Raw genomic sequence first — 18793 nt, forward strand, 5'->3', positions numbered from 1 at the left:
TGCGGGTTAGGAACTCTATGAAAAACAATTCCTTTGCTCCGGTTTCCGCGGTCTCGGGCTTCGTGATCGCCGCTTTGGGACTGGCGCTCGGCGCCGCCGGCGCATGGCTCATCGCGCTAGGGGGCAGCTGGTATTACCTGATCGCGGCCATCCTCATGTTGTCTGCGGGCGTGTCCTTGATCCGGGGCTCCGTCATGGCACTCTGGATTTTTGCAGCCCTGCTCATGGGGACGCTTGCATGGGCGCTGTGGGAGGTAGGACTTGACTGGTGGCCACTCGCCGCGCGCCTGGGCTTTCTGTTTCTGCTGGGCGCCTTTCTCGTGGGCCCCTGGATCGTCCGGTCGTTGGGCCCGCGCGAGCCGACCGGTATCTACGGCCTTGGCCATGAGGAACGCGCCTCATGGCGTCGCGGAGGCGGCCTGGCACTCAGCGTGGCACTTGTCGCGTGTGCGTTGCCGTTGACTTTCTCACTGACCCGGGACGTTCATCAGATCGATGGCGTGTTGCCCGCCGCGAAGGCACAGGCTTCAGCGTCGAACACCGCAACCAGTGTCTTGCCCGACGGCGAATGGCCTGCATACGGCCGCACCGGCTACGGCCAGCGCTATTCGCCGCTGGCACAGATCACGCCGTCCAACGTCGCGAATCTCAAGGTGGCGTGGCAATTCCAGACCGGTGACATGCGCGGTCAGCCCGGGGATCCGGTCGAGACGACCTACGAAGTCACGCCGCTGAAAGTGGGTGACAGGCTTTACCTCTGCAATCCGCATCAGTCGGTGATCGCGCTGGACGCGACCAGTGGCGCGCAGGTGTGGCGCTACGACCCGAAGATCGAAGGCGCGCTGGCATTGCAGCACCTCACCTGTCGCGGTCTTTCCTACCAGCCTCCACACGCAGCAGCCGACACCGGCATCGTGTCCGATGGCTGTGCGCACGGCAAGCTCTTCATGCCCACGGCCGATGCCCGCTTGATAGCCTTGAACCCCGACAACGGTGCCTTGTGCAGCGCCTTCGGCGGAGGCAAAGGCGAGATCGACCTGTCGGCCCACATGCCCAATCCTCGGCCCGGGTCGTACTACTCCACCTCACCGGTGGTGGTCACGCAGAAACTGGTCATCGTCGGCGGCACGGTACTCGACAACGTTTCGACCCACGAGCAGTCCGGCGTGATCCGTGCCTTCGACGTCGACACTGGAGCGCTGGTCTGGAACTGGGACTCGGGCAATCCGGAGGCCACCACGCCGATCGCGCCCGGTGAGAGCTACACGGTCAATTCGCCCAACAGCTGGTCTATCTCGAGTGTCGACGAGGCACTCGGCATGGTCTATGTTCCCATGGGCAACCAGCCGCCGGACCAGTGGGGAGGCAAGCGGAGCGCAGCCGTGGAGAAGTATTCGTCGTCGGTGGTGGCACTCGATCTCGCGACCGGCAAGGTGCGTTGGGTTTTCCAGACCGTTCACCACGACCTGTGGGACTACGACGTCCCGTCGCAGCCCAGCCTGATCGACCTCACGATCGATGGCGCCACCGTGCCGGCGCTGGTGCAGCCCACCAAGCAGGGCGAGCTGTTCGTGCTCGACCGCCGCACTGGCATGCCGATCAACACCGTGACCGAAGAGCCCGCGCCGCAGGGCGCCGCGCAAGGCGACCATACGGCCCCCACACAGCCGAAGACGGCCCTCTCGTTCGATCCGCCCAAACTGCACGGACGCGACATGTGGGGCGCGACGATGTTCGATCAACTCGCGTGTCGCATCGCATTCCATCGCCTGCGCTACGACGGGCGATTCACTCCGCCGTCGACACAGGGCTCCTTGATCTACCCGGGTAACTTCGGTGTCTTCAACTGGGGCAGTGTCGCAGTGGACCCGCAGCGCCAGATCGCCTTCACGACGCCGACCTACCTCCCTTTCGTGTCGAAGCTCGTTCCGAGGCCCAATGACACGGCCCTGATGGTGCAGACCGATGGGCCGCCGAGCGGCGCCTTGCCGGCGCTCAACGAGAACTTCGGCGCGCCGTTTGCCGTGGCGCTGAGTGCTTTCACATCACCGTTTGGATTTCCCTGCACGGCGCCGCCTTGGGGCTATGTCGCCGGGGCCGATCTCGCGAGCGGAAAAATCGTCTGGCAGCATCGCAACGGAACGGTGCGCGATCTCGCGCCGGTGCCTTTGCCGTTTCGCATGGGGGTGCCCAACCTGGGTGGCCCCATAGTGACCGGTGGCGGCGTCGCGTTTTTGTCGGGCACGCTGGACTACTACGTGCGTGGCTATGACGTCAGCAGTGGCCGTCAGCTTTGGGAGAGCCGGCTGCCTGCCGGCGGGCAAGCCACGCCGATGACCTACACGGGCGCAGACGGACGGCAGTATCTTTTGGTGATTGCGGGAGGCCATGGGTCGACGCACACCAAGGCGGGCGACTACGTGATCGCCTACGCACTCCCAAAATGATGCAAGGTGTCCATGTCGAAGTCTCCAACCCGGACTGCAACGCTCTATCGCATGGTCATGCCGGAGCACGTCTGCCCCTACGGTCTCAAAGCGCGGCATCTTCTGCTCAGCAAAGGCTATGCGGTGGACGATCGATGGCTCGAGACGCGGGAAGCGACCGATGCTTTCAAAGCGTCTCACCAGGTTGAAACGACGCCCCAGACTTTCATTGGCGATGAGCGAGTCGGCACGTACGACGACCTGAGACGTTTCTTCGGCAAACGGTTAAGTGACCCGAACGTCGCTTCCTATCGCCCCGTCATCGCAGTCTTCCTCTGCGCGTTGTTGATGGCAATCGCCGCGCTGGTCGCATTGCGGGAAGCGACTCCTGTCTGGCAGGCCATCCGATGGTTCGTGGCGTTCAGCATGTGCATCCTCGCGCTTTTGAAGCTTCAGGACGTCGAGAGCTTCTCGACGATGTTTCTCAACTATGACCTGCTGGCGCGACGATGGGTGCCGTACGCCTACATCTATCCATTTGCCGAGTTCCTTGCCGGGGTGTTGATGATCTCCGGCCGGTTGTCGGTCGTCGCGATTCCCGTGGCACTTTTCATCGGCAGCATTGGCGCCGTGTCCGTCATCAAGGCGGTGTACGTCGACCGCCGCGAACTCAAGTGCGCATGCGTGGGAGGCAGCAGCAATGTTCCGCTTGGCTTCGTGTCGCTGACGGAAAACCTGATGATGGTGACCATGGCGGTGTGGATGGCGGTCGAGCGTGTCATTTAGCTGGCCGGGGCCGGGTTGGCTCTCGGCGGGCGTGCTGGACCCGAAAGGCCCGGTCGCGTCGGCGGAACACTTGATCCTGCTCAATGCCACGGTGATCATGCTGGCGGTGATCGTGCCGGTCGCCCTGCTGACGCTCGGATTCGCTTGGTGGTTCCGTAAGGGCAATCCCCGCGCCACGCGTCGTCCCAACTGGTCGTATTCTGGCCCGCTCGAGGTGGTTGTGTGGTCCATCCCCTTGCTGGTCATTCTGTTTCTGGGCGGTATTGCCTGGCTCGGCTCGCATGATCTCGATCCGCGCAAGCCACTGGCATCGGAACAGGCCCCGCTGGACATCCAGGTGGTGTCGCTGGACTGGAAATGGCTTTTCCTCTACCCGGAGGGCGGGGTCGCGACCGTCAACCACCTGGTCGTGCCTACAGGTCGGCCGCTGCGCCTACACCTTACGTCGGCCAGCGTCATGAACAGCTTCTTCGTGCCGCAGTTGGGCAGCCAGATTTACACCATGGCGGGCATGGCCACGCAGCTTCATTTGCAGGCAGATCAGGCGGGCACGTTCCCCGGCTTGTCGGCCCAGTTCAGCGGTGAAGGGTTTTCCGACATGCGCTTCATGGTCGATGCGGTGCCACCGCAGGATTTCGCGGCGTGGCTCGCCAAGGCGAAGTCCGGTCCGGAGGTGCTCGATGCCGACGCCTACCTCGCGCTGGCTAAACCCGGCACGAGCGCTGCAACGGCTTACCGCCTGAACGAGCCCAACCTGTTTGACGCCATCGTGCGCGGCGACGGCCAGCCGAAGACGTCCACGCACCTTCACTGAGAGAACCGCATGCTCGGCAAACTGAGTTGGTCTTCCTTGCCCCTGGGCCAACCCATTCCACTGATGGCAGCTGCCCTGGTCGGACTGGTGATCCTGGGCCTGCTGGCCCTGGTCACATGGAAGGGATGGTGGCCGGTTCTGTGGAAGGACTGGATCACCAGCGTCGACCACAAGCGCGTCGGTGTCATGTACATCCTGCTTGCCCTGGTCATGCTGATGCGCGGCTTCGTGGACGCGCTCATGATGCGCTCGCAGCTGGCACTCGCGGCCGGCGGCGCGCAGGGCTATCTGCCACCCGAGCACTACAACCAGATCTTCTCCGCCCACGGCACGATCATGATCTTCTTCGTCGCCATGACCTTCATGGTCGGCCTGATGAATTTCGTGGTGCCGTTGCAGATCGGGGCGCGCGATGTCGCGTTTCCCGTGATGAACTCGGTCAGCTTCTGGCTGACGGCGGCAGGGGTACTGCTCATCAACCTGTCGCTGGTCGTGGGCGAGTTCGCCCGCACCGGCTGGCTTGCCTACCCACCACTTTCGGAGCTGGCCTATTCGCCGGATGTCGGCGTCGACTACTACCTCTGGGCGCTGCAGATATCGGGGGTCGGTACGCTGCTTTCCGGCATCAACCTCACCACCACCATCTTGAAGATGCGGACCTACGGCATGAGCTATTCGCGCATGCCGATCTTCTGCTGGACCGCGTTGGCCTCGAACCTGCTCATCATCGCGGCCTTTCCGATCCTCACGGCCACCTTCGCGATGCTGCTGCTGGACCGCTACCTGGGCTTTCACTTCTTCACGAACGACCTTGGCGGCAACGCGATGATGTACGTCAACCTCATATGGGCCTGGGGCCACCCGGAGGTCTACATCCTCATCCTGCCGGCGTTCGGCGTGTTCTCGGAGGTGATCTCGACGTTCTCCGGCAAGCCCGTGTTCGGCTACCGCTCGATGGCGATCGCCACGATGGCGATCTGCATGCTGTCCTTCATGGTCTGGTTGCACCATTTCTTCACCATGGGCGCCGGCGCGGACGTGAACGGTTTCTTCGGCGTCATGACCATGATCATCGCGGTGCCGACCGGCGTGAAGGTGTTCAACTGGCTCTTCACGCTTTACGGCGGCGAAGTCCGCTTCAGCGTCCCGATGTTGTGGGCACTCGGGTTCATGGTCACCTTCGTGATCGGCGGCATGACGGGCGTATTGCTGGCCATTCCGCCGGTGGACTTCGTGGTGCACAACAGCCTCTTCCTGGTGGCGCACTTTCACAACGTGATCATCGGCGGCGTGCTCTTCGGCGGCTTCGCCGGCTACACGTACTGGTTTCCCAAGGCGTTCGGCTTCACGCTGGACGAGCGCTGGGGCAAGGTGATCTTCTGGTGCTGGCTGGTCGGCTTCTACCTGGCCTTCATGCCGCTTTACCTGCTCGGACTGATGGGTGCGACACGCCGCATGCAACACTACGCCGATTCGTCCTGGCAACCCCTCATGCTCGTGGCCATGGCGGGCGCCGCCGTCATCCTCGTCGGCATCGCGTGCACGATCGTGCAACTCGTCGTCAGTATTCGCAGCCGCTATGAGCGCATCGATACGACAGGTGATCCGTGGAACGGTCGCGGACTGGAGTGGTCGATGCCGTCGCCGCCGCCCGCCTGGAATTTCGACACGCTCGTTCAGGTGCGCGGGCGCGATGCCTTCTGGGACATGAAGCATGGAAGCAAGCCGGAAACCGAGGACGCTTCTTCTTCATCGGCACCGGTCGCACCCCCGGCCCCACGGCCGAGGGTTTCCTCAGACATCGTGCTGCCCGCCCCGAGCGCCCTGGGTTTCTTTCTCGCCTTCTTCGCCGTCGTGCTCGGGTTCAGCATGGTGTGGCACATCTGGTGGCTCGCGGTAGTTGGCTCGATCGGTATCGTGGCGGCACTGCTCTGGCATTCATGGCGGCCGACACCTGAGATCCATGTGCCGGCGCGAACGCTGGAGGCGAGCGCCGCATGAGCACGATGACCGCTCACGCCGGCACACGCGACCTCTCCGACGAAGAGGTGCCCGCGTCCGAGCGCGGTCCTGCGTCGACGCGGGTGGTGGTGACCTACGGCTTCTGGCTCTTTTTGTTGAGCGACATCGTGATGTTCGCGGCCTTCTTCGCGAGCTATTCGGTGTTGCATGGCCATACGGCCGGAGGTCCTTCGGGCCATGAGCTCTTCCACCGCGACAAGGTGCTGATCGAAACAGCTTGCTTGCTGTTTTCTAGCTTCTCTTGCGCGCTGCTTTCCCTTTCGGTGGAACGGCAAAACAAGTTCGCCACCTTCGCCTCCGGACTGGTGACCCTGGCGCTGGGCGCGACTTTCGTGGCGCTGGAAGCGTCCGAATTCACGGCCATGCTTGCGAGCGGCGCAGGCCCCGGCCACAGCGCGTTTCTCTCCGCCTTCTTCGCGCTGGTTGGCCTTCATGGCCTGCATGTGAGCGTCGGGATTTTCTGGCTGATCGTGATGTTGGCGCAAATCGCCACGCTCGGTTTTGCGCCGGAGGTCGTGCGGCGCATGCTGTGCTTCAGCCTGTTCTGGCACGCGCTCGACATTGTCTGGATCGGCGTGTTCACCATCGTCTATTTGGGAGCATTCAAATGAACGAAGCGAGTGACAAGAAGCCCGCCTCGGACGGCGCGCCTGGCGACGGCAGCGATCTGCGCACCAGCCTCTGGAAATACGCGGCTGGCCTGGGGCTTTCGGTGGTGTTGACACTGGTCTCGTTCTGGGTGTCCGGCAGCGACGCCGTGTGGTCGCAAGGCATCCCTGTGTTGCTCGCTGCGCTGGCGATCGGTCAGATGGGAATCCATCTGGTGTTCTTCCTGCACGTGTCCAGCGGACCCGAGGGCACCAACAACATTCTTGCGCTGGCCTTCGGTGTGTTCGTGGTGGCGCTGGTGGTGTTCGGCTCGATGATCATCATGGCCAATCTCGATGCGAACATGTGATGGGTACGACGCCGATTGAAAGAAACAGCGGCAGATGCCCGCATCCTGCTGGCAGAAAAAAGGGCTCGCCCACGAGACGGTGCAGGTCGACCTGCGCACCAACGAACAACTGGGCGAGGCCTACCGCCTGATCAATCCCCTGTGCACCGTGCCGGCGCTGCGAAGCGAGGAAGGATTGCTCCTGACCGACAACGCTGCGATAGCGGCGTATATCGATGCGCGGTACCCGGAGCCATCGCTTTTGGGCGTGACGCCGGCCGAACGCGCCGAGGTCGCCAGCTGGAACTCGCGCATTGAATTCGACGGGTTGATGGCCATTGCCGATGCGCTACGCAACAGCGCCCCGTCGCTGGTCAACCGCGCCTTGCCGGGGCCCGTAGACCATGCACAGATTCCCGAACTCGCACAGCGCGGCTTGGCCAGAGTGCAGCAGTTCTTCGTGACTTTGAATGAGCGTCTGGCCGACCGGCATTTCGTTGCGACGGAGCGCTTTAGCTTGGCCGACATCACCGCCGTGGTGGCGGTCGACTTTGCGCGCGTGGTGAAAGTCAAGCCGATCGAGCAGCATTCCCACCTGTTGCGCTGGCGTGCCGCAATGGCCGAGCGGCCCTCGATGTCGCTCTAGGGTGACGCTTATATGGGCGCCTCCCTAAAGCTTCCTAGTTCTGCGAGCGCTCGCCCTTCAAGAACAATCCTTTAGATGGCTTCTCACCGGCTGCCAAGCTGATTAGGAGTGGCGCCATGTCATCAAGCGAACTAGAGTAATCGGGGTGGTCACCGCGAATCGCATTTGAAGGCATGCTGGGGTCGACCGCTTCTTCCGGGTTTTCGACCACGCCAACTCCCCCGGCGGCCTCTATGACCGAGAGCCCCGCCGTGCCGTCGTGAGAAGCCCCGCTGAGCACGACGCCAACCACTCGGTAACCGTATGCGGCAGCCGCCGACTCAAAAAGAACATTCACTGAGGGGCCGCCGCTGGCGTAGGCGCTTGAACGCTCAAGGTCAACAATTCCTGCTTGCCCAACTCGCATGTCGTAATTCGGTGGCGCTATCAGGACTTGACCGCGCCGAATCAACGCGTTGTTACTTGCAAAACTGACCTTCAGCCGTGAGTAAGTACGCAGAATTTGCAGCACGACCGCTGTTGGCTGAGAACCGATGTCCAAAGCGATTAACACCGCCGCGTCAAACGATGGTGGTATTCCAATAAGCAACTTGGAAAGTGCGCTCAGTCCACCCATCGCAGCACCGATCACGACGATGTCTCTTCGTCCACCAAGCAAAGCGTGCTCTCCACTCGCGGCGGTGGCCCACCTTGAAGCAAGAGTTGTCGCGGTGTCCATTGTCATACGCTTGCGTTCGCGGTGGTACCCGAACGTACACGGAGTGGTTGATCGCCTTCTGCATAGAGCGCAACGTCGGGGCTCTTTGAAAGCAATGTCTTCAACGCTGCCGTGAGTTTCTGCGAGCCTGTGGCTTTGCTGATGTATAGGTCTGCACCGGCCGCGATACATTTGTCTTCCATCTCTGAAGCAGGGGACGCCGAGTAGACCGCCAACGGCGTGTAGGGGTAAAGCCGTCTGATGTGAAGCACCCCAGAATAGCCAGACGCATCCGGCAGATTGAGATCCAGGATGATTGCCAAGGGAGGCGCCAGCGAGCTCATGCTGGGGGGTACTTCGGCAAGACTTCCAAATTCAGAAATACGGGCATCTGCGCGGAGTCGTCGAAGTACGGAAGCAATAGCGTCGCGCATGATCGGGTGGTCGTCGATGACATAGATCGAGGTGCTTCTGCCTGCGCTGTCGACTTGATCGGAAACTGGATTCATCCCGATCGTCCATTCCGCCCCCGTTGCAGTCTTAATCGCATCGCATGCAATACGCGTTTGTGTGGGAGGCGCAGACCTCTCCATTTGGTTGTCGAGGTCCTGGCGAAGCAGGTCTGAGATCACGGGAAGCATTCCGGCGCGTAGACGGTCTTCTGCCACGTATACGGCGGCTGCAAGTAAATGTTTATCTAGGGGGTGGCCACCCAGATGGGCATGCACTAGGGCTTGAGCTACGGTCCGAGATAGGGTCATAAGAGCGTCCTCGTGAAAAGGAGAACTTCAACCTTATCGACGAACACATTGTTTTACTGTGCGATGGCCCACATAGGATCACGTCGTTGACTTGCGCCCTTCGTTGCAGCCGATCGGTCAGGGTGCCGGGCTTGCCTGAACGATCATGGCATTGCGCAAGTTGCTCAAGCCGCGGCGCGCACACGTCTTGACTGTGCCGATCGGCATACCCGTGCACGATGCTACCTCGCTGTGCGTCATGTCGCTCAGAAAAGCAAGTCTGAGCACGTTGCGCTGCGTGGCCTTGAGTTGACCGACATGACGGCACAATAATTCGCACTGTCTTTTGGCGTCCAGCGCGCTTCCAGGATCTGGCTGATCAGACGGCAGAGTTTCTTCATCACGCTCTTCAAAGGAAACCGTCAGACTTTCTCTGCTGGTCACCAGCCGACGCAGGCTCTCGATTGCTCGGCTGCGCGTGATCACCGTCATCCATGCCATCGCGACGCCACGCTCGGCCACGAAGTCCGGAGCCAGCCTCCAAATCGTCACATACGCCTCCTGAAGAACGTCCTCCGCAATCTCCTTTCTGCGAACAACTTTGAGCGCGCAATAGTAGAGAGAAATGCGCGAAAGGTCGTAGAGGTCGCGAAAAGCTTGCGAGTCTCCCGCCGCGATCTGATGAACAAGATTTTCGAGATGTGTGTCTCCGTCTGCTGAAGGATTCCCTACTGTGCGCGATGATTTCATGTGCGCACAAGTTCCCAGAAATCAAAGCCGTTGGTGGTAAGACAAAAGCTTGCGTTGTCGTGCGGTTGGAAAACTAACGCGCGGGGCCAACGGCGTGCCCGTCGCATTCAATAAGGCTTGGTAGGGCATCCCTCACAGTGTCTGAGCGCCCTGGAGCACACGTGCGCGTCGAGTTGCGGCATGTAGTTGCTCCTCCAACACACTTCAAAGGTTTGCTATGTCAAAGTTCTCAACGATTCTCATCTCCGCATGTTTGGCTCTCGGCTCGGTTTCGGCATCGGCTCAGGGTGCAGGTGGCGGTGGCGGTGGGGGTTTGAACGGCGGTTCGGCAACGAGCAGCGGCTCTAGCGATGGGGGTACCTCGGGGGGTAGCACGTCCAACAGTCAATCCATGAGGAAAGGCAGCATGGGCAAGGACCCGATGAGCAACGACAAGATGTCCAACGGCACGATGGACAAGAACAAGATGTCGCCGAAGAAGATGGGCAAGAATCCGATGGCTACCGGCTCAATGCCGGCCGACTCCACGGGTGGAAAACGCACTCCTGATCCGAAGTAAACCAGCTCCTTCAAAAGAGTCGATCCGGACGGCGTGCGAGCCGGTGAAACTCCAACACACAATGCAATGGCCTTGCATGACTGCGTGCACGCGCAGTCGAATTAGATTCGTGCCAGCGAATGTGGGACCGGCATCAACTCCAACGGTTGTGGCCAAGTCCTTTAAACGCACTTTCTGTGCACCGGTGTCGCAACGACCCGGCTTCGCTGACAAACGATTGGAAATTTCTTATGCATGACATCATCGACACGGCCGTTGCCGCAGGCAGCTTCAAGACTCTCGCAGCCGCTCTCACTGCCGCAGACCTGGTGGCCACTCTCAAGGGCCCGGGCCCGTTCACGGTGTTCGCCCCGACGGACGAAGCCTTTGCAAAGCTGCCCGCCGGTACGGTCGACAGCCTGCTCAAGGACATCCCGAAGCTCAAAGCCATCCTGACGTACCACGTGGTGGCAGGCAAGGTCTTGGCTGCCGACGTCATGACGATGGACGGCAAGTCGGCGACCACGGTCAACGGCGCGGCACTGAAAATCAGCACCACCGGCGGCGTGAAGCTGAACGGCGAAGTCAACGTCGTGAAGACTGACATCGAGTGCACCAATGGCGTGATCCACGTCATCGACTCGGTCTTGCTGCCTTCGGCCTGAGTGTCCAAGACTCAATAGAATCCGTACGGGTTCTAATAGATACAGCCCGCAGGCCACCGTCTGCGGGCTTATTTATTGGCTCCACCATGAGTGACGTGCTGCCATGACACTCACGGAGCCTCTACGCTTACGGCGTTGGTGTGCCCTCATGCGCCATGAGCCGCATCAGCGCTTCTTCCAGAATTGCACGGCAGTGTCCGCTGGCGCGATACAGCATTGCGTGGGCCGATTCGTCGGCGCCGTTGCTGCTCTCGCAGTCCAGGCTGTAGCGTTCGAAGGCATTGAGTCGCACCAACAGGTCGGCGACGTGGTTCGGGCACTCGCATTGCACTCTGGACGGCACCTGTGCCAGCTCGTCGAGCACCGCATCGTCGTAGCGTCGTGGCGCCGCCGGATGCACCAGCAGTTCCGAGAAAGTGTCGGGCGCGGAGGGCGCGATCGACAGTCCAAGCAAACAGATGCGTGCGAGCTGCGCCGGGTCGGCCGGTGCTGCCAGCGCGATGACGTTGGCGTCGTCGAGTCGTGCCAGGCTCCGCCGATTGCCGAAGCCGTAGACCACGATGACGACGCGCGCACGAGTCGTTTCCTGCAACTGCCGTACGGCTGCAGGCAGGGAAGGGGCGAGTACGGATGCCTCGATGATCACGGCATCGACCGGGCCGTCGATCACGCCGGTCGATGGGCCGCCGGCGTCGGTCAGCGAAGACAGGACGCCCTGCAGTCGCACGTCGGTGCGATCGCCCCACGCCGTGGCGAGCCGGGCACCCAGCGTTGTGCCGCACACGACGACCCGACAGCCACGTTGCGTTGTCTGCGCCGCTCCCACTGGATTAAATTTGAAACGGGCCTTGATCTGCCGGTCGGTCAGCGACGACACGGTGCCGATCGCATGGCCCGCGTCGACCGCGGCCTTGATCAGCGACAGGCGCTCGATGTCGGCGCGCCGATAGAGGCGCACGTTGGTGGCGCTGCGCGTCGGTTGCACGACCGCATGACGTGACTCCCACACACGGATCGTCTGGACCGGAATGCCGGTGAGGTTCGAGACGGTGGCGATCCGGTAGACACCGTCGAGGGGCGAATTGGCGTTGGTTGAGATGTCTTTCATGAAGGCTGGAATGGTGAGGGCGAGACAGCGGGGACGTTGGCAACGGGGTGGGTGAGAGTAAGGGCGCGCTGCGTTCTATTGTCCGGGCGGCGCTGGCCGCGATGCTCGGCGGACCCTTTCCAGCAGCGCCATGTGCGGCAGCGTCAACGCCGCCAGACCGACGAAGCCGAGTTGCAGCACCCATGTTTCCAGTGGCATGTCACCGGCCAGCAGGCCGGCTCCCACGGCGGCGATAAACACTGCGACGGTAGGCCAAAGCGCCATCGCCAGCGCACGGCGGGCATCGGCCGCCTGCCGGCTGGGTAAGGTGCGCAGGATATGGCGCGGGCTGTGCATGGCGCAGAAATAAACCGCGAACGCGACCAGCGGGGGCGCCGCCGTCGACACTGCGGCCAACGCCGCCAGTTCGGCCGCGGCAAGCGGCGATCTCCTGGCCTCCAGCAAGCAAGCGAGCACGGTCGCGCACAACCAGGGCGTCGCGAGCAGGCGCAACGCCGGCATGACGAAGGCCGCGCTGGCCGGACCGGCCACCAGGCCCAGCAGCCGCTGCAACTCCGCGCCATGGCACAAGGCCGGCAGGACGATCACCGCGCCGCCATACAAGGCGCGCGTCGGCCATGCCACGCCCGCCTCTGGATCGGCGCCGAAGTGCAGCGCGGAGAAGCCGAGAAAGGCAGACAAAAAAACCGTCGGCGCCACCCACCAGAGACCGACGACCAGTGCGGCCAGGCCAACGTAGCGTAGCGAGAACACCGTCCACGCCCTGATGCCTGTCAGTTCCAGCAAGCGACGCGCGACCACCACGTCCAGGGAGCCGTGCGGCACGCCGAGCAACAACACCAATGCGCCGACGGCGATCAGCTCGTGCCCCGGTTCCGCTTTGAAGCCGGCCAGCAACGCCAGCAAAAGCACCAGCGAGACCGCGCAAAAAATACGACCTTGCAGCCGCAAGCCGAAGGTCATCGCGTCAGGCCTCGGCCAGGTCGCGCCGCGCCGAACGCAGCAGCTGGCGCAGGAACAGCCCCGCGGGCAACGAAGCGACGACGGCGGCACGGTCGAGCAAGGTCCCGCGATCGCCCAGGAAGCGGACGATGCGACGCATGTCGGTGCCACCGAACAGCCGCACGAACAGCTCGGGTCCCCGCTCGGGCTGGCTTCGCAGCACGTCCAGGAAAAGCCGGTCCATGATTCGGGTGAGCAACGGGTCGGGCTGGTGTCCGCGCGGCGTCTCGCCGTGACGGAGCGACTCGCCGCAGGCATCGGCCCAGCGCTGGATGCGCTGAAAAGCGTAGCCCGTGGCCGGCCGGGCCGCGCCGCTCATCAGACCAGCGCGCAAGTGGCCCCGGCCCAGCGCGCCCGGGTCGTGTGCCATCCCCATCGGCAGCATGCCGGCTTCGCTGCGCACCACCCGGATCGGCGCATCGCCGCAAAGCCGTCGCACGGCGCGCCGGTGGTGCCGGGCCAGGTCGGACGGGCTGCGCGGGTGGGGGTCGAACAGCGTGGTTTCGACCAGTGCCCGGTCCGGTGCCAACGGCAACACATAGGTGAACGCGACCGCTCCCTGCACCGCGTCCGTAAAGTCCATCAGTTCCACGCAAGCAGCGTCGAACACCGGCCGCTCGCACACCAGCTCCTGCCCAAAAAACGACTGCCAGAGTGTCGAATCGCCGTGCCGGGGCACGCTTGGCGGGCGCGTGTCGATCACCTGTGCGGCCGTGAGCGCACCGGCCGAAGTCTCGACGCGCCACCCGTGCGCCACCGCCACGGGTGAACCGATCACCGACACCCCCAGCGACAGACGCACCATATCGCTGTTCGCGAGCACGTGGCGTGCGTGCGTGTAGAAGGTGCCGGCTTCGAGAAGTTGATAGGGCGTCTGCGGGCAGTCGGCAACCACCGTGCGCGAGGCCGAGCGCACGGCGATGCGCGACCAGCTCTGCGTCACCAGGGGTTCGAAGCGATGCGGCCCGAGCCGCCAGAAGCACCAGCTGCGGTCGTTGGCATAGTCCGGCCGCGCCTCGATCACTGCCACGCGCCGGCAGCGACCGGGGGCTTCTGCCAGCCGCAGCGCCAGGCTCAGGCCCGCGCAGCCGCCACCGAGGATCAGCAGGTCGAGATCAGTCTGCAACACCCGCCCTCGCGAGCCAGGCCGAGCCGGGGTGGGGCGGCAGGGCGCCGTACGGCCGCGCGCTCGACGTCGGCGTTGGCGTTGGCGTCTGCCCGCCGCCCCAGCGTGCGCCGAGCGTCCCGGCCAGAGCACCTAGCGTGATCGCCACCTTGCCGCCGTTGCCGACCATCGCCCGTGACGACCAGCAATCGTATTCCCGCTCCCGCAGGACCAGGCCGATGCCGCGATAGACCCGTGCTGCCACCAGGATCCCGGTGCGCGCGCCGGCGGGCAGAAAGCGCAACCCCAACTCTCCACTGGCGTAGAAGCGGTCGGCCAGATCCAGCAGCGTGCAAAGTGCGTGGGTGGCTGTCGCGCGCACCGCGACGCTGGGATCGACCAAGGCGGCCGGCGTGAGCTCGCCCACCAGCGTCGCTGGCAGGTAGCGCCTTCCGAGCAGCGCATCGTCGCGAACATCGCGGCAGATGTTCGTGAGTTGCATGGCGATGCCGAGGTCGATGGCATGCGGCAACGCCTCGGGCGCGGTCACATCGAGTGCCGCCGTCATCATCAGGCCGACGGTGCCGGCAACGCGGTAGCAATAGCGCAGCAGTTCGTCCATGTCGGCGAAGCGCACGTCACCGAGGTCGCTCCTGACACCACGGATCAACTCGAGCGGGATCGACGCATCGATGTGACAGGAATCCATCAGCTGCAGCATGTCTCGCACTTCGGCGTCGTCGGACCGGCCGGTGTCCAGCGCCCGGCGGACGGTGTCCAGTGCGGCATGGGCTGCGGCCGGTGAGGCAGCGTCGTCGGCCAGATCGTCGATGCGGCGGCAAAAGCCGTAGAGCCGGGTGGCGCGCTCGGCATGTCGGGCGCCGAGCAGGCGACGGGCCCAGTGAAAGCTGCGTCCATGCCGTGCCAGCAACTGGTCGGCAGCGGCGTAGGCGGCGTCGGGGGAGTTCATGACATCGTGTCTTTTCATGCGCCGTGAGGCTCTTGCCGCACCACCATCTCGGCAGCCGGGACCATTGAATCGACGACCTTCGCCGAGCAAAGCACACCTGGCAGACCGGCACCCGGATGCGTGCCGGCCCCGACCAGGTAAAGGTTGCGGATGCCCTCGGCCCGGTTGTGGAAACGGAACCAGGCCGATTGCCGGAACAGCGGCGCGACCGAGAAGCCGGCCCCGTGCACGCTCAGGTAGTCGTGGCTGAAGTCGCGTGGCGTCATGCTGAACTCGGCGGTGATGGTGGCTGCCAGGCCCGGCAGGATGGTTCGGTCCAGCGCTGCGACGATCCGGTCGCGCAGCTTGGGGCCTTCCAGGCTCCAGTCCAGGTCGGCCTGAAGGTTGGGCACCGGGCACAGCACATAGAAGCTCTCGCAGCCGTCCGGCGCGAAACTCGGGTCGGTGGCGGTGGGCCGGTGCAGATAGAGCGAGAAGTCGTCGCCGAGCGTCTTTTTGTTGAATATCTCGTCGAGCAGTTCGCGGTAGCGCTCACCGAGCCAAATGGTGTGGTGGGCTACGTCCGGATACGGCCGGCGCGTGCCGAAATAGAGCACGAACAGTCCCATCGAGTAGCTCGCCGCCGTCAGCTTCAGCCGCGACGACCATGCCTGCTTCGACTTGGGGATCATCGATGTGTACAGGTGCGCCGCATCGGCGTTGGAAACCACGAGATCCGCCGGAATGACACCGCCGCCCGCCAGCTCGACCGCGGTCGCTGCGCCGCCTTCGACCCGGATGCGTTGCACGGTGCTGCCCAGACGCACGGCAACGCCGTGGCGTTCCATCAGCCCGCCCAGCGCGCGCGTGATGGCGCCCGTTCCGCCCATAGCGAAGAACACGCCGTGGGCGCGTTCGAGGTAATGAATCAGCCCATAAATGCTGGTGGTGTCGAACGGATTGCCGCCGACCAGCAGGGGCTGGATCGAAAAGGCCTGGCGCAACTTATCGTTCTTGAGAAACGCTTTGACCAAGCCCCAGACGGTGCGATCGCAGCGCAGCCGGATCAGGCTGGGGATCAGTCGGAGCATGGTCCCCAGCTTGTCGAAAGGCTTCGCAGAAAGTTGGGTGAAGCCGATATCGAAGATGCGCCTGGAGTGTTCCAGCAGTCGCAAGTAGCCTTCGCGGTCTTCAGGTGAAATACGCCCAATCTCGGCCAGCGTTTCATCCAGCGTGCCGCCGTAGTCGAAGTGATCGCCGTCCGCAAATCGGAAGCGGTACCAGGGCGTCAGCGGCACCAGCTCGACGTGATCGGCCAGTCGCTCGCCGAACAACTCGAACAGCTCTTCGAAGAGAAACGGTGCGGTGATCACGGTCGGACCGGCGTCGTGCCGGAAACCGTCGCGCTCGAACACCCGAGCCCGACCGCCGAGTTGCTCGCCCCGGTCGATGAGCGTGACGCGGTAGCCCTTGGCCCGCAGACGCAAGGCAGCGGCGATGCCGCCGTAGCCTGCGCCCACCACCACGGCGTGAGGCACTTCAGCCACCCACCGCGGTGCCGATGCCCGTCGCACCGGCGGCTGATAGCCCCGAACGCGGGCCCACGAAAGCTCGGGGTTCAACGGCTTACCTCAGGGAGGCTTCGATCTCGGTCTTGCGCGAGGCGATCAGGAAGATCAACACGCCGAACACCGCCTTGGCCACCACGTCGGCCACGGTGTAGCCGACCTGCACCGCAATGGTCGCAGCGCTACCGGTGAAACCGATCATGGGGAACACGAAGACGATCGGATAGAACAACCATGACACCACCGTCAACCAACGGGCCGCGCTGACCAAACCGCGGGCACCGGGGGGCTGCGAGGCAATCGAGTTCCGCAGGCCGACGAAGAGGTCGTACACGATGATGACGAAGGGGATCATCGCCAGTCCCCACCACAGCCAGCGGGTGCTCGGGTCTGCCGAAATTTCACCCGGGTAGCCGAGCAACACCATGAGGGCTGCGAGCAGTCCGAGCTTGGTGGCCTTGGCACGTGTTTCGGCACCCGACAGGCGCATCACCAGGATCAGTTCGATCAGCAGCAGCGGCACGGTCAACAGCCAGTCGACGTAGCGATAAGCATCGTTGAACTTGGCGCCGGTCGGTTTCATCACACCATCGGCCAGCGAGTAGGCGGCTTCCCAGCTGTTGAAGATCCGCAGGTAGTGGTAGAGCGCGACGAGCGTTACAAGCCCGGTCACGGTGAGTGCCGTTCGGTACGACGAAGCTACCTGGGATCGCGACAGGAAGAAGAACACAGTCGCCGCTCCCATCACCGCGATGGCGAAGGAAAACGCGTTGTAGACGAGGCTGAATTGCCCGGGAGAGATGGAGTCCATGAGGAGGAGTGCCTGATTGAGAAAGAGCAAGTATGCTATTCAATGAGTTGGTTTTGTATAAGCAATAGCTATACAAAACATCTTCGTCGACAAGGATTAGGCAATCGATACGTGCAGCCGGCACCTAGCTGATGCAGGGAATGCGATACACGCCGTGCGATCAGCGTCGTGCTGGCGTTCCAGGCTCCCGCGCATACAGGGCCATCGACAAGCTTTTTATAAAAGCGCCCGCATTTTTTACGCGGCTTTTACGGAGTCCTGCTTAGCCTGCTGCTGTCGTCAAACAACTGCACAGCTCAATGAAAAGTATCGTTATCAAAGCCGGTCTGACCGGTGTCTTTGCCACCGTGTCTTGCCTTTCCTTCGCGCAATCCGCGCCAGGCACTGTCGGTGATACAGCGGCCGCCGCTCTGGCGACGTCCCCCCTGACCGCCAACATCTCGCTGACCACGAACTACAAGTTCCGCGGCCAGGACCAGGACACCATCGGCCACAACGGCTTGTACAAGACGCGTGGCGTCAAGCCCGCAGTGCAGGGCGGCTTCGACTACGCCTTCGGCGAAAGCGGCTTCTACGTGGGCAACTGGAACTCCAGCGTCAACTGGCTCTCGGGCAACAGCATCGAGATGGACATCTACGGCGGCTACAAGACGAAGGTCGGCGTGTTCGACCTCGACTTCGGCGTGCTGACCTATGTGTACCCGGGCAACCACCTGGGCAACACCACGGAACTCTACGGCGCTGCCACCTACAGCGACGACGCCCTGGGCGCCTTCACCGCGAAGTACTCGCACACGGTGTCCAAGGACTACTTCGGCTTTGCCGGCGCGGCCAACGGCTCGGGCCTGAAGGGCCGCAACAGCGGCTACCTGAACCTGTCGTACGCCAAGGAAGTGATTCCGCACCTGACGTTGAAGGCTGCTGTCGGCTACACGCGTTTGAGCAGCGACATCCGCAAAAACACGGGCTACAAGAGCTATGTCGACTACAACGTCGGCGCGTCGTGGGACTTTGGCGGTGGCCTGTCGCTGGCCGGTGCGGTGGTCGGTGCCAACAAGAAAGACGCCTACCTGGCGGTCGTGGAACCGGGTTTTGGCCCGATCGGCGCGCAGACCCAGTCGATCAACAAGGCGCAGTTAATCGCCACGCTGACCAAGACGTTCTGACAGCGCAAGAGCAATCCTGAGGCCGAACGATGATCTGGAAGGCAGATGTCGCGTCGGCGTGCT

At 63.0% G+C, this 18793-nt stretch carries 18 protein-coding genes and 1 pseudogene; 10 read left to right on the forward strand and 9 right to left on the reverse strand.

Translation table 11 applies throughout. The features are described from left to right. The first annotated feature begins 17 nt into the window (after positions 1-17). From QN413_RS12425 to QN413_RS12455, 7 genes and pseudogenes are all read left to right on the forward strand, one after another. On the forward strand, positions 18-2447 hold the full coding sequence (locus QN413_RS12425) for a glucose/quinate/shikimate family membrane-bound PQQ-dependent dehydrogenase (protein WP_323496913.1): 2430 nt from the start codon (positions 18-20) through the stop codon (positions 2445-2447). A gap of 51 nt (positions 2448-2498) precedes the next feature. Then, the gene (locus tag QN413_RS12430; RefSeq protein WP_323496914.1) at positions 2499-3212 is read left to right on the forward strand and encodes a glutaredoxin family protein; all 714 of its coding nucleotides are present in this window, start codon (positions 2499-2501) and stop codon (positions 3210-3212) included. After that, positions 3202-4026, forward strand: a complete 825-nt coding sequence (cyoA, locus tag QN413_RS12435; RefSeq protein WP_323496915.1) for a ubiquinol oxidase subunit II — start codon at positions 3202-3204, stop codon at positions 4024-4026. The genes QN413_RS12430 and cyoA overlap by 11 nt, the downstream gene beginning before the upstream one ends. Positions 4027-4035: 9 nt before the next feature. Beyond that, positions 4036-6027: a cytochrome o ubiquinol oxidase subunit I gene (gene cyoB, locus QN413_RS12440; RefSeq protein ID WP_323496916.1), complete on the forward strand. Its 1992-nt coding sequence runs from the start codon at positions 4036-4038 to the stop codon at positions 6025-6027. After that, positions 6024-6659: a cytochrome c oxidase subunit 3 gene (locus QN413_RS12445; RefSeq protein ID WP_323496917.1), complete on the forward strand. Its 636-nt coding sequence runs from the start codon at positions 6024-6026 to the stop codon at positions 6657-6659. Before cyoB ends, QN413_RS12445 begins: the two co-directional genes overlap by 4 nt. Further along, the gene (cyoD, locus tag QN413_RS12450) at positions 6656-7006 is read left to right on the forward strand and encodes a cytochrome o ubiquinol oxidase subunit IV (protein WP_323496918.1); all 351 of its coding nucleotides are present in this window, start codon (positions 6656-6658) and stop codon (positions 7004-7006) included. The genes QN413_RS12445 and cyoD overlap by 4 nt, the downstream gene beginning before the upstream one ends. A 15-nt stretch (positions 7007-7021) precedes the next feature. Then, a pseudogene (locus QN413_RS12455) lies at positions 7022-7631 on the forward strand (glutathione S-transferase family protein). 34 nt (positions 7632-7665) lie between these two features. Here QN413_RS12455 and QN413_RS12460 read toward each other — a convergent pair. From QN413_RS12460 to QN413_RS12470, 3 genes are all read right to left on the reverse strand, one after another. Beyond that, the gene (locus tag QN413_RS12460; protein ID WP_323496920.1) at positions 7666-8349 is read right to left on the reverse strand and encodes a chemotaxis protein CheB; all 684 of its coding nucleotides are present in this window, start codon (positions 8347-8349) and stop codon (positions 7666-7668) included. A gap of 2 nt (positions 8350-8351) precedes the next feature. Beyond that, positions 8352-8837 carry a response regulator transcription factor gene (locus tag QN413_RS12465; RefSeq protein WP_323496921.1) on the reverse strand — a complete coding sequence of 162 codons (486 nt, stop codon included), beginning with the start codon at positions 8835-8837 and terminating at the stop codon, positions 8352-8354. 369 nt (positions 8838-9206) lie between these two features. Then, positions 9207-9818 (reverse strand): RNA polymerase sigma factor, encoded by a 612-nt coding sequence (locus tag QN413_RS12470; protein ID WP_323496922.1) that lies wholly within the window; start codon positions 9816-9818, stop codon positions 9207-9209. Positions 9819-10224: 406 nt separating this feature from the next. On the opposite strand from QN413_RS12470, the gene QN413_RS12475 reads away from it, so the two are divergent. Further along, positions 10225-10377, forward strand: a complete 153-nt coding sequence (locus QN413_RS12475; protein ID WP_323496923.1) for a hypothetical protein — start codon at positions 10225-10227, stop codon at positions 10375-10377. Between the two features lie 230 nt (positions 10378-10607). After that, positions 10608-11021, forward strand: coding sequence for a fasciclin domain-containing protein (locus QN413_RS12480; RefSeq protein ID WP_187052351.1), 414 nt, complete (start codon positions 10608-10610; stop codon positions 11019-11021). Positions 11022-11148: 127 nt separating this feature from the next. On the opposite strand, the gene QN413_RS12485 is transcribed toward QN413_RS12480, so the two are convergent. From QN413_RS12485 to QN413_RS12510, 6 genes are all read right to left on the reverse strand, one after another. Continuing rightward, positions 11149-12129, reverse strand: coding sequence for a MerR family transcriptional regulator (locus QN413_RS12485; protein WP_323496924.1), 981 nt, complete (start codon positions 12127-12129; stop codon positions 11149-11151). Positions 12130-12204: 75 nt separating this feature from the next. Next, complete coding sequence (locus QN413_RS12490; protein WP_323496925.1) at positions 12205-13092, reverse strand: Brp/Blh family beta-carotene 15,15'-dioxygenase; 888 nt, start codon at positions 13090-13092, stop codon at positions 12205-12207. Between the two features lie 4 nt (positions 13093-13096). After that, the gene (locus QN413_RS12495) at positions 13097-14257 is read right to left on the reverse strand and encodes a lycopene cyclase family protein (protein WP_323496926.1); all 1161 of its coding nucleotides are present in this window, start codon (positions 14255-14257) and stop codon (positions 13097-13099) included. Further along, a complete protein-coding gene (locus QN413_RS12500) occupies positions 14247-15206 on the reverse strand; it encodes a phytoene/squalene synthase family protein (RefSeq protein WP_323496927.1) in 960 nt (319 codons plus the stop codon). Before QN413_RS12500 ends, QN413_RS12495 begins: the two co-directional genes overlap by 11 nt. Before the next feature lie 14 nt (positions 15207-15220). Further along, the gene (gene crtI, locus QN413_RS12505; RefSeq protein ID WP_323496928.1) at positions 15221-16807 is read right to left on the reverse strand and encodes a phytoene desaturase family protein; all 1587 of its coding nucleotides are present in this window, start codon (positions 16805-16807) and stop codon (positions 15221-15223) included. A gap of 4 nt (positions 16808-16811) precedes the next feature. After that, the gene (locus QN413_RS12510) at positions 16812-17564 is read right to left on the reverse strand and encodes a bacteriorhodopsin-like (protein ID WP_323496929.1); all 753 of its coding nucleotides are present in this window, start codon (positions 17562-17564) and stop codon (positions 16812-16814) included. A gap of 299 nt (positions 17565-17863) precedes the next feature. Here QN413_RS12510 and QN413_RS12515 point away from each other — a divergent pair, with 299 nt between their 5' ends. Beyond that, positions 17864-18730, forward strand: a complete 867-nt coding sequence (locus tag QN413_RS12515; RefSeq protein WP_323496930.1) for a TorF family putative porin — start codon at positions 17864-17866, stop codon at positions 18728-18730. Positions 18731-18793 lie beyond the last annotated feature (63 nt).

Source organism: Variovorax sp. LG9.2, assembly GCF_035018885.1.
Classification (GTDB): Bacteria; Pseudomonadota; Gammaproteobacteria; order Burkholderiales; family Burkholderiaceae_C; genus Variovorax.

Excerpts from the sequence above, each read along its gene's own strand:
- QN413_RS12485 (WP_323496924.1), bottom strand. The coding sequence starts at position 12,129 with ATGAAAGACATCTCAACCAACGCCAATTCGCCCCTCGACGGTGTCTAC.
- QN413_RS12475 (WP_323496923.1), top strand. The coding sequence starts at position 10,225 with ATGGGCAAGGACCCGATGAGCAACGACAAGATGTCCAACGGCACGATG.
- QN413_RS12480 (WP_187052351.1), top strand. The coding sequence starts at position 10,608 with ATGCATGACATCATCGACACGGCCGTTGCCGCAGGCAGCTTCAAGACT.
- cyoB (WP_323496916.1), top strand. The coding sequence starts at position 4,036 with ATGCTCGGCAAACTGAGTTGGTCTTCCTTGCCCCTGGGCCAACCCATT.
- QN413_RS12430 (WP_323496914.1), top strand. The coding sequence starts at position 2,499 with ATGGTCATGCCGGAGCACGTCTGCCCCTACGGTCTCAAAGCGCGGCAT.
- QN413_RS12510 (WP_323496929.1), bottom strand. The coding sequence starts at position 17,564 with ATGGACTCCATCTCTCCCGGGCAATTCAGCCTCGTCTACAACGCGTTT.
- QN413_RS12515 (WP_323496930.1), top strand. The coding sequence starts at position 17,864 with ATGAAAAGTATCGTTATCAAAGCCGGTCTGACCGGTGTCTTTGCCACC.
- QN413_RS12500 (WP_323496927.1), bottom strand. The coding sequence starts at position 15,206 with ATGAACTCCCCCGACGCCGCCTACGCCGCTGCCGACCAGTTGCTGGCA.
- QN413_RS12465 (WP_323496921.1), bottom strand. The coding sequence starts at position 8,837 with ATGAATCCAGTTTCCGATCAAGTCGACAGCGCAGGCAGAAGCACCTCG.
- QN413_RS12445 (WP_323496917.1), top strand. The coding sequence starts at position 6,024 with ATGAGCACGATGACCGCTCACGCCGGCACACGCGACCTCTCCGACGAA.
- QN413_RS12460 (WP_323496920.1), bottom strand. The coding sequence starts at position 8,349 with ATGGACACCGCGACAACTCTTGCTTCAAGGTGGGCCACCGCCGCGAGT.
- cyoD (WP_323496918.1), top strand. The coding sequence starts at position 6,656 with ATGAACGAAGCGAGTGACAAGAAGCCCGCCTCGGACGGCGCGCCTGGC.
- QN413_RS12490 (WP_323496925.1), bottom strand. The coding sequence starts at position 13,092 with ATGACCTTCGGCTTGCGGCTGCAAGGTCGTATTTTTTGCGCGGTCTCG.
- QN413_RS12470 (WP_323496922.1), bottom strand. The coding sequence starts at position 9,818 with ATGAAATCATCGCGCACAGTAGGGAATCCTTCAGCAGACGGAGACACA.
- QN413_RS12425 (WP_323496913.1), top strand. The coding sequence starts at position 18 with ATGAAAAACAATTCCTTTGCTCCGGTTTCCGCGGTCTCGGGCTTCGTG.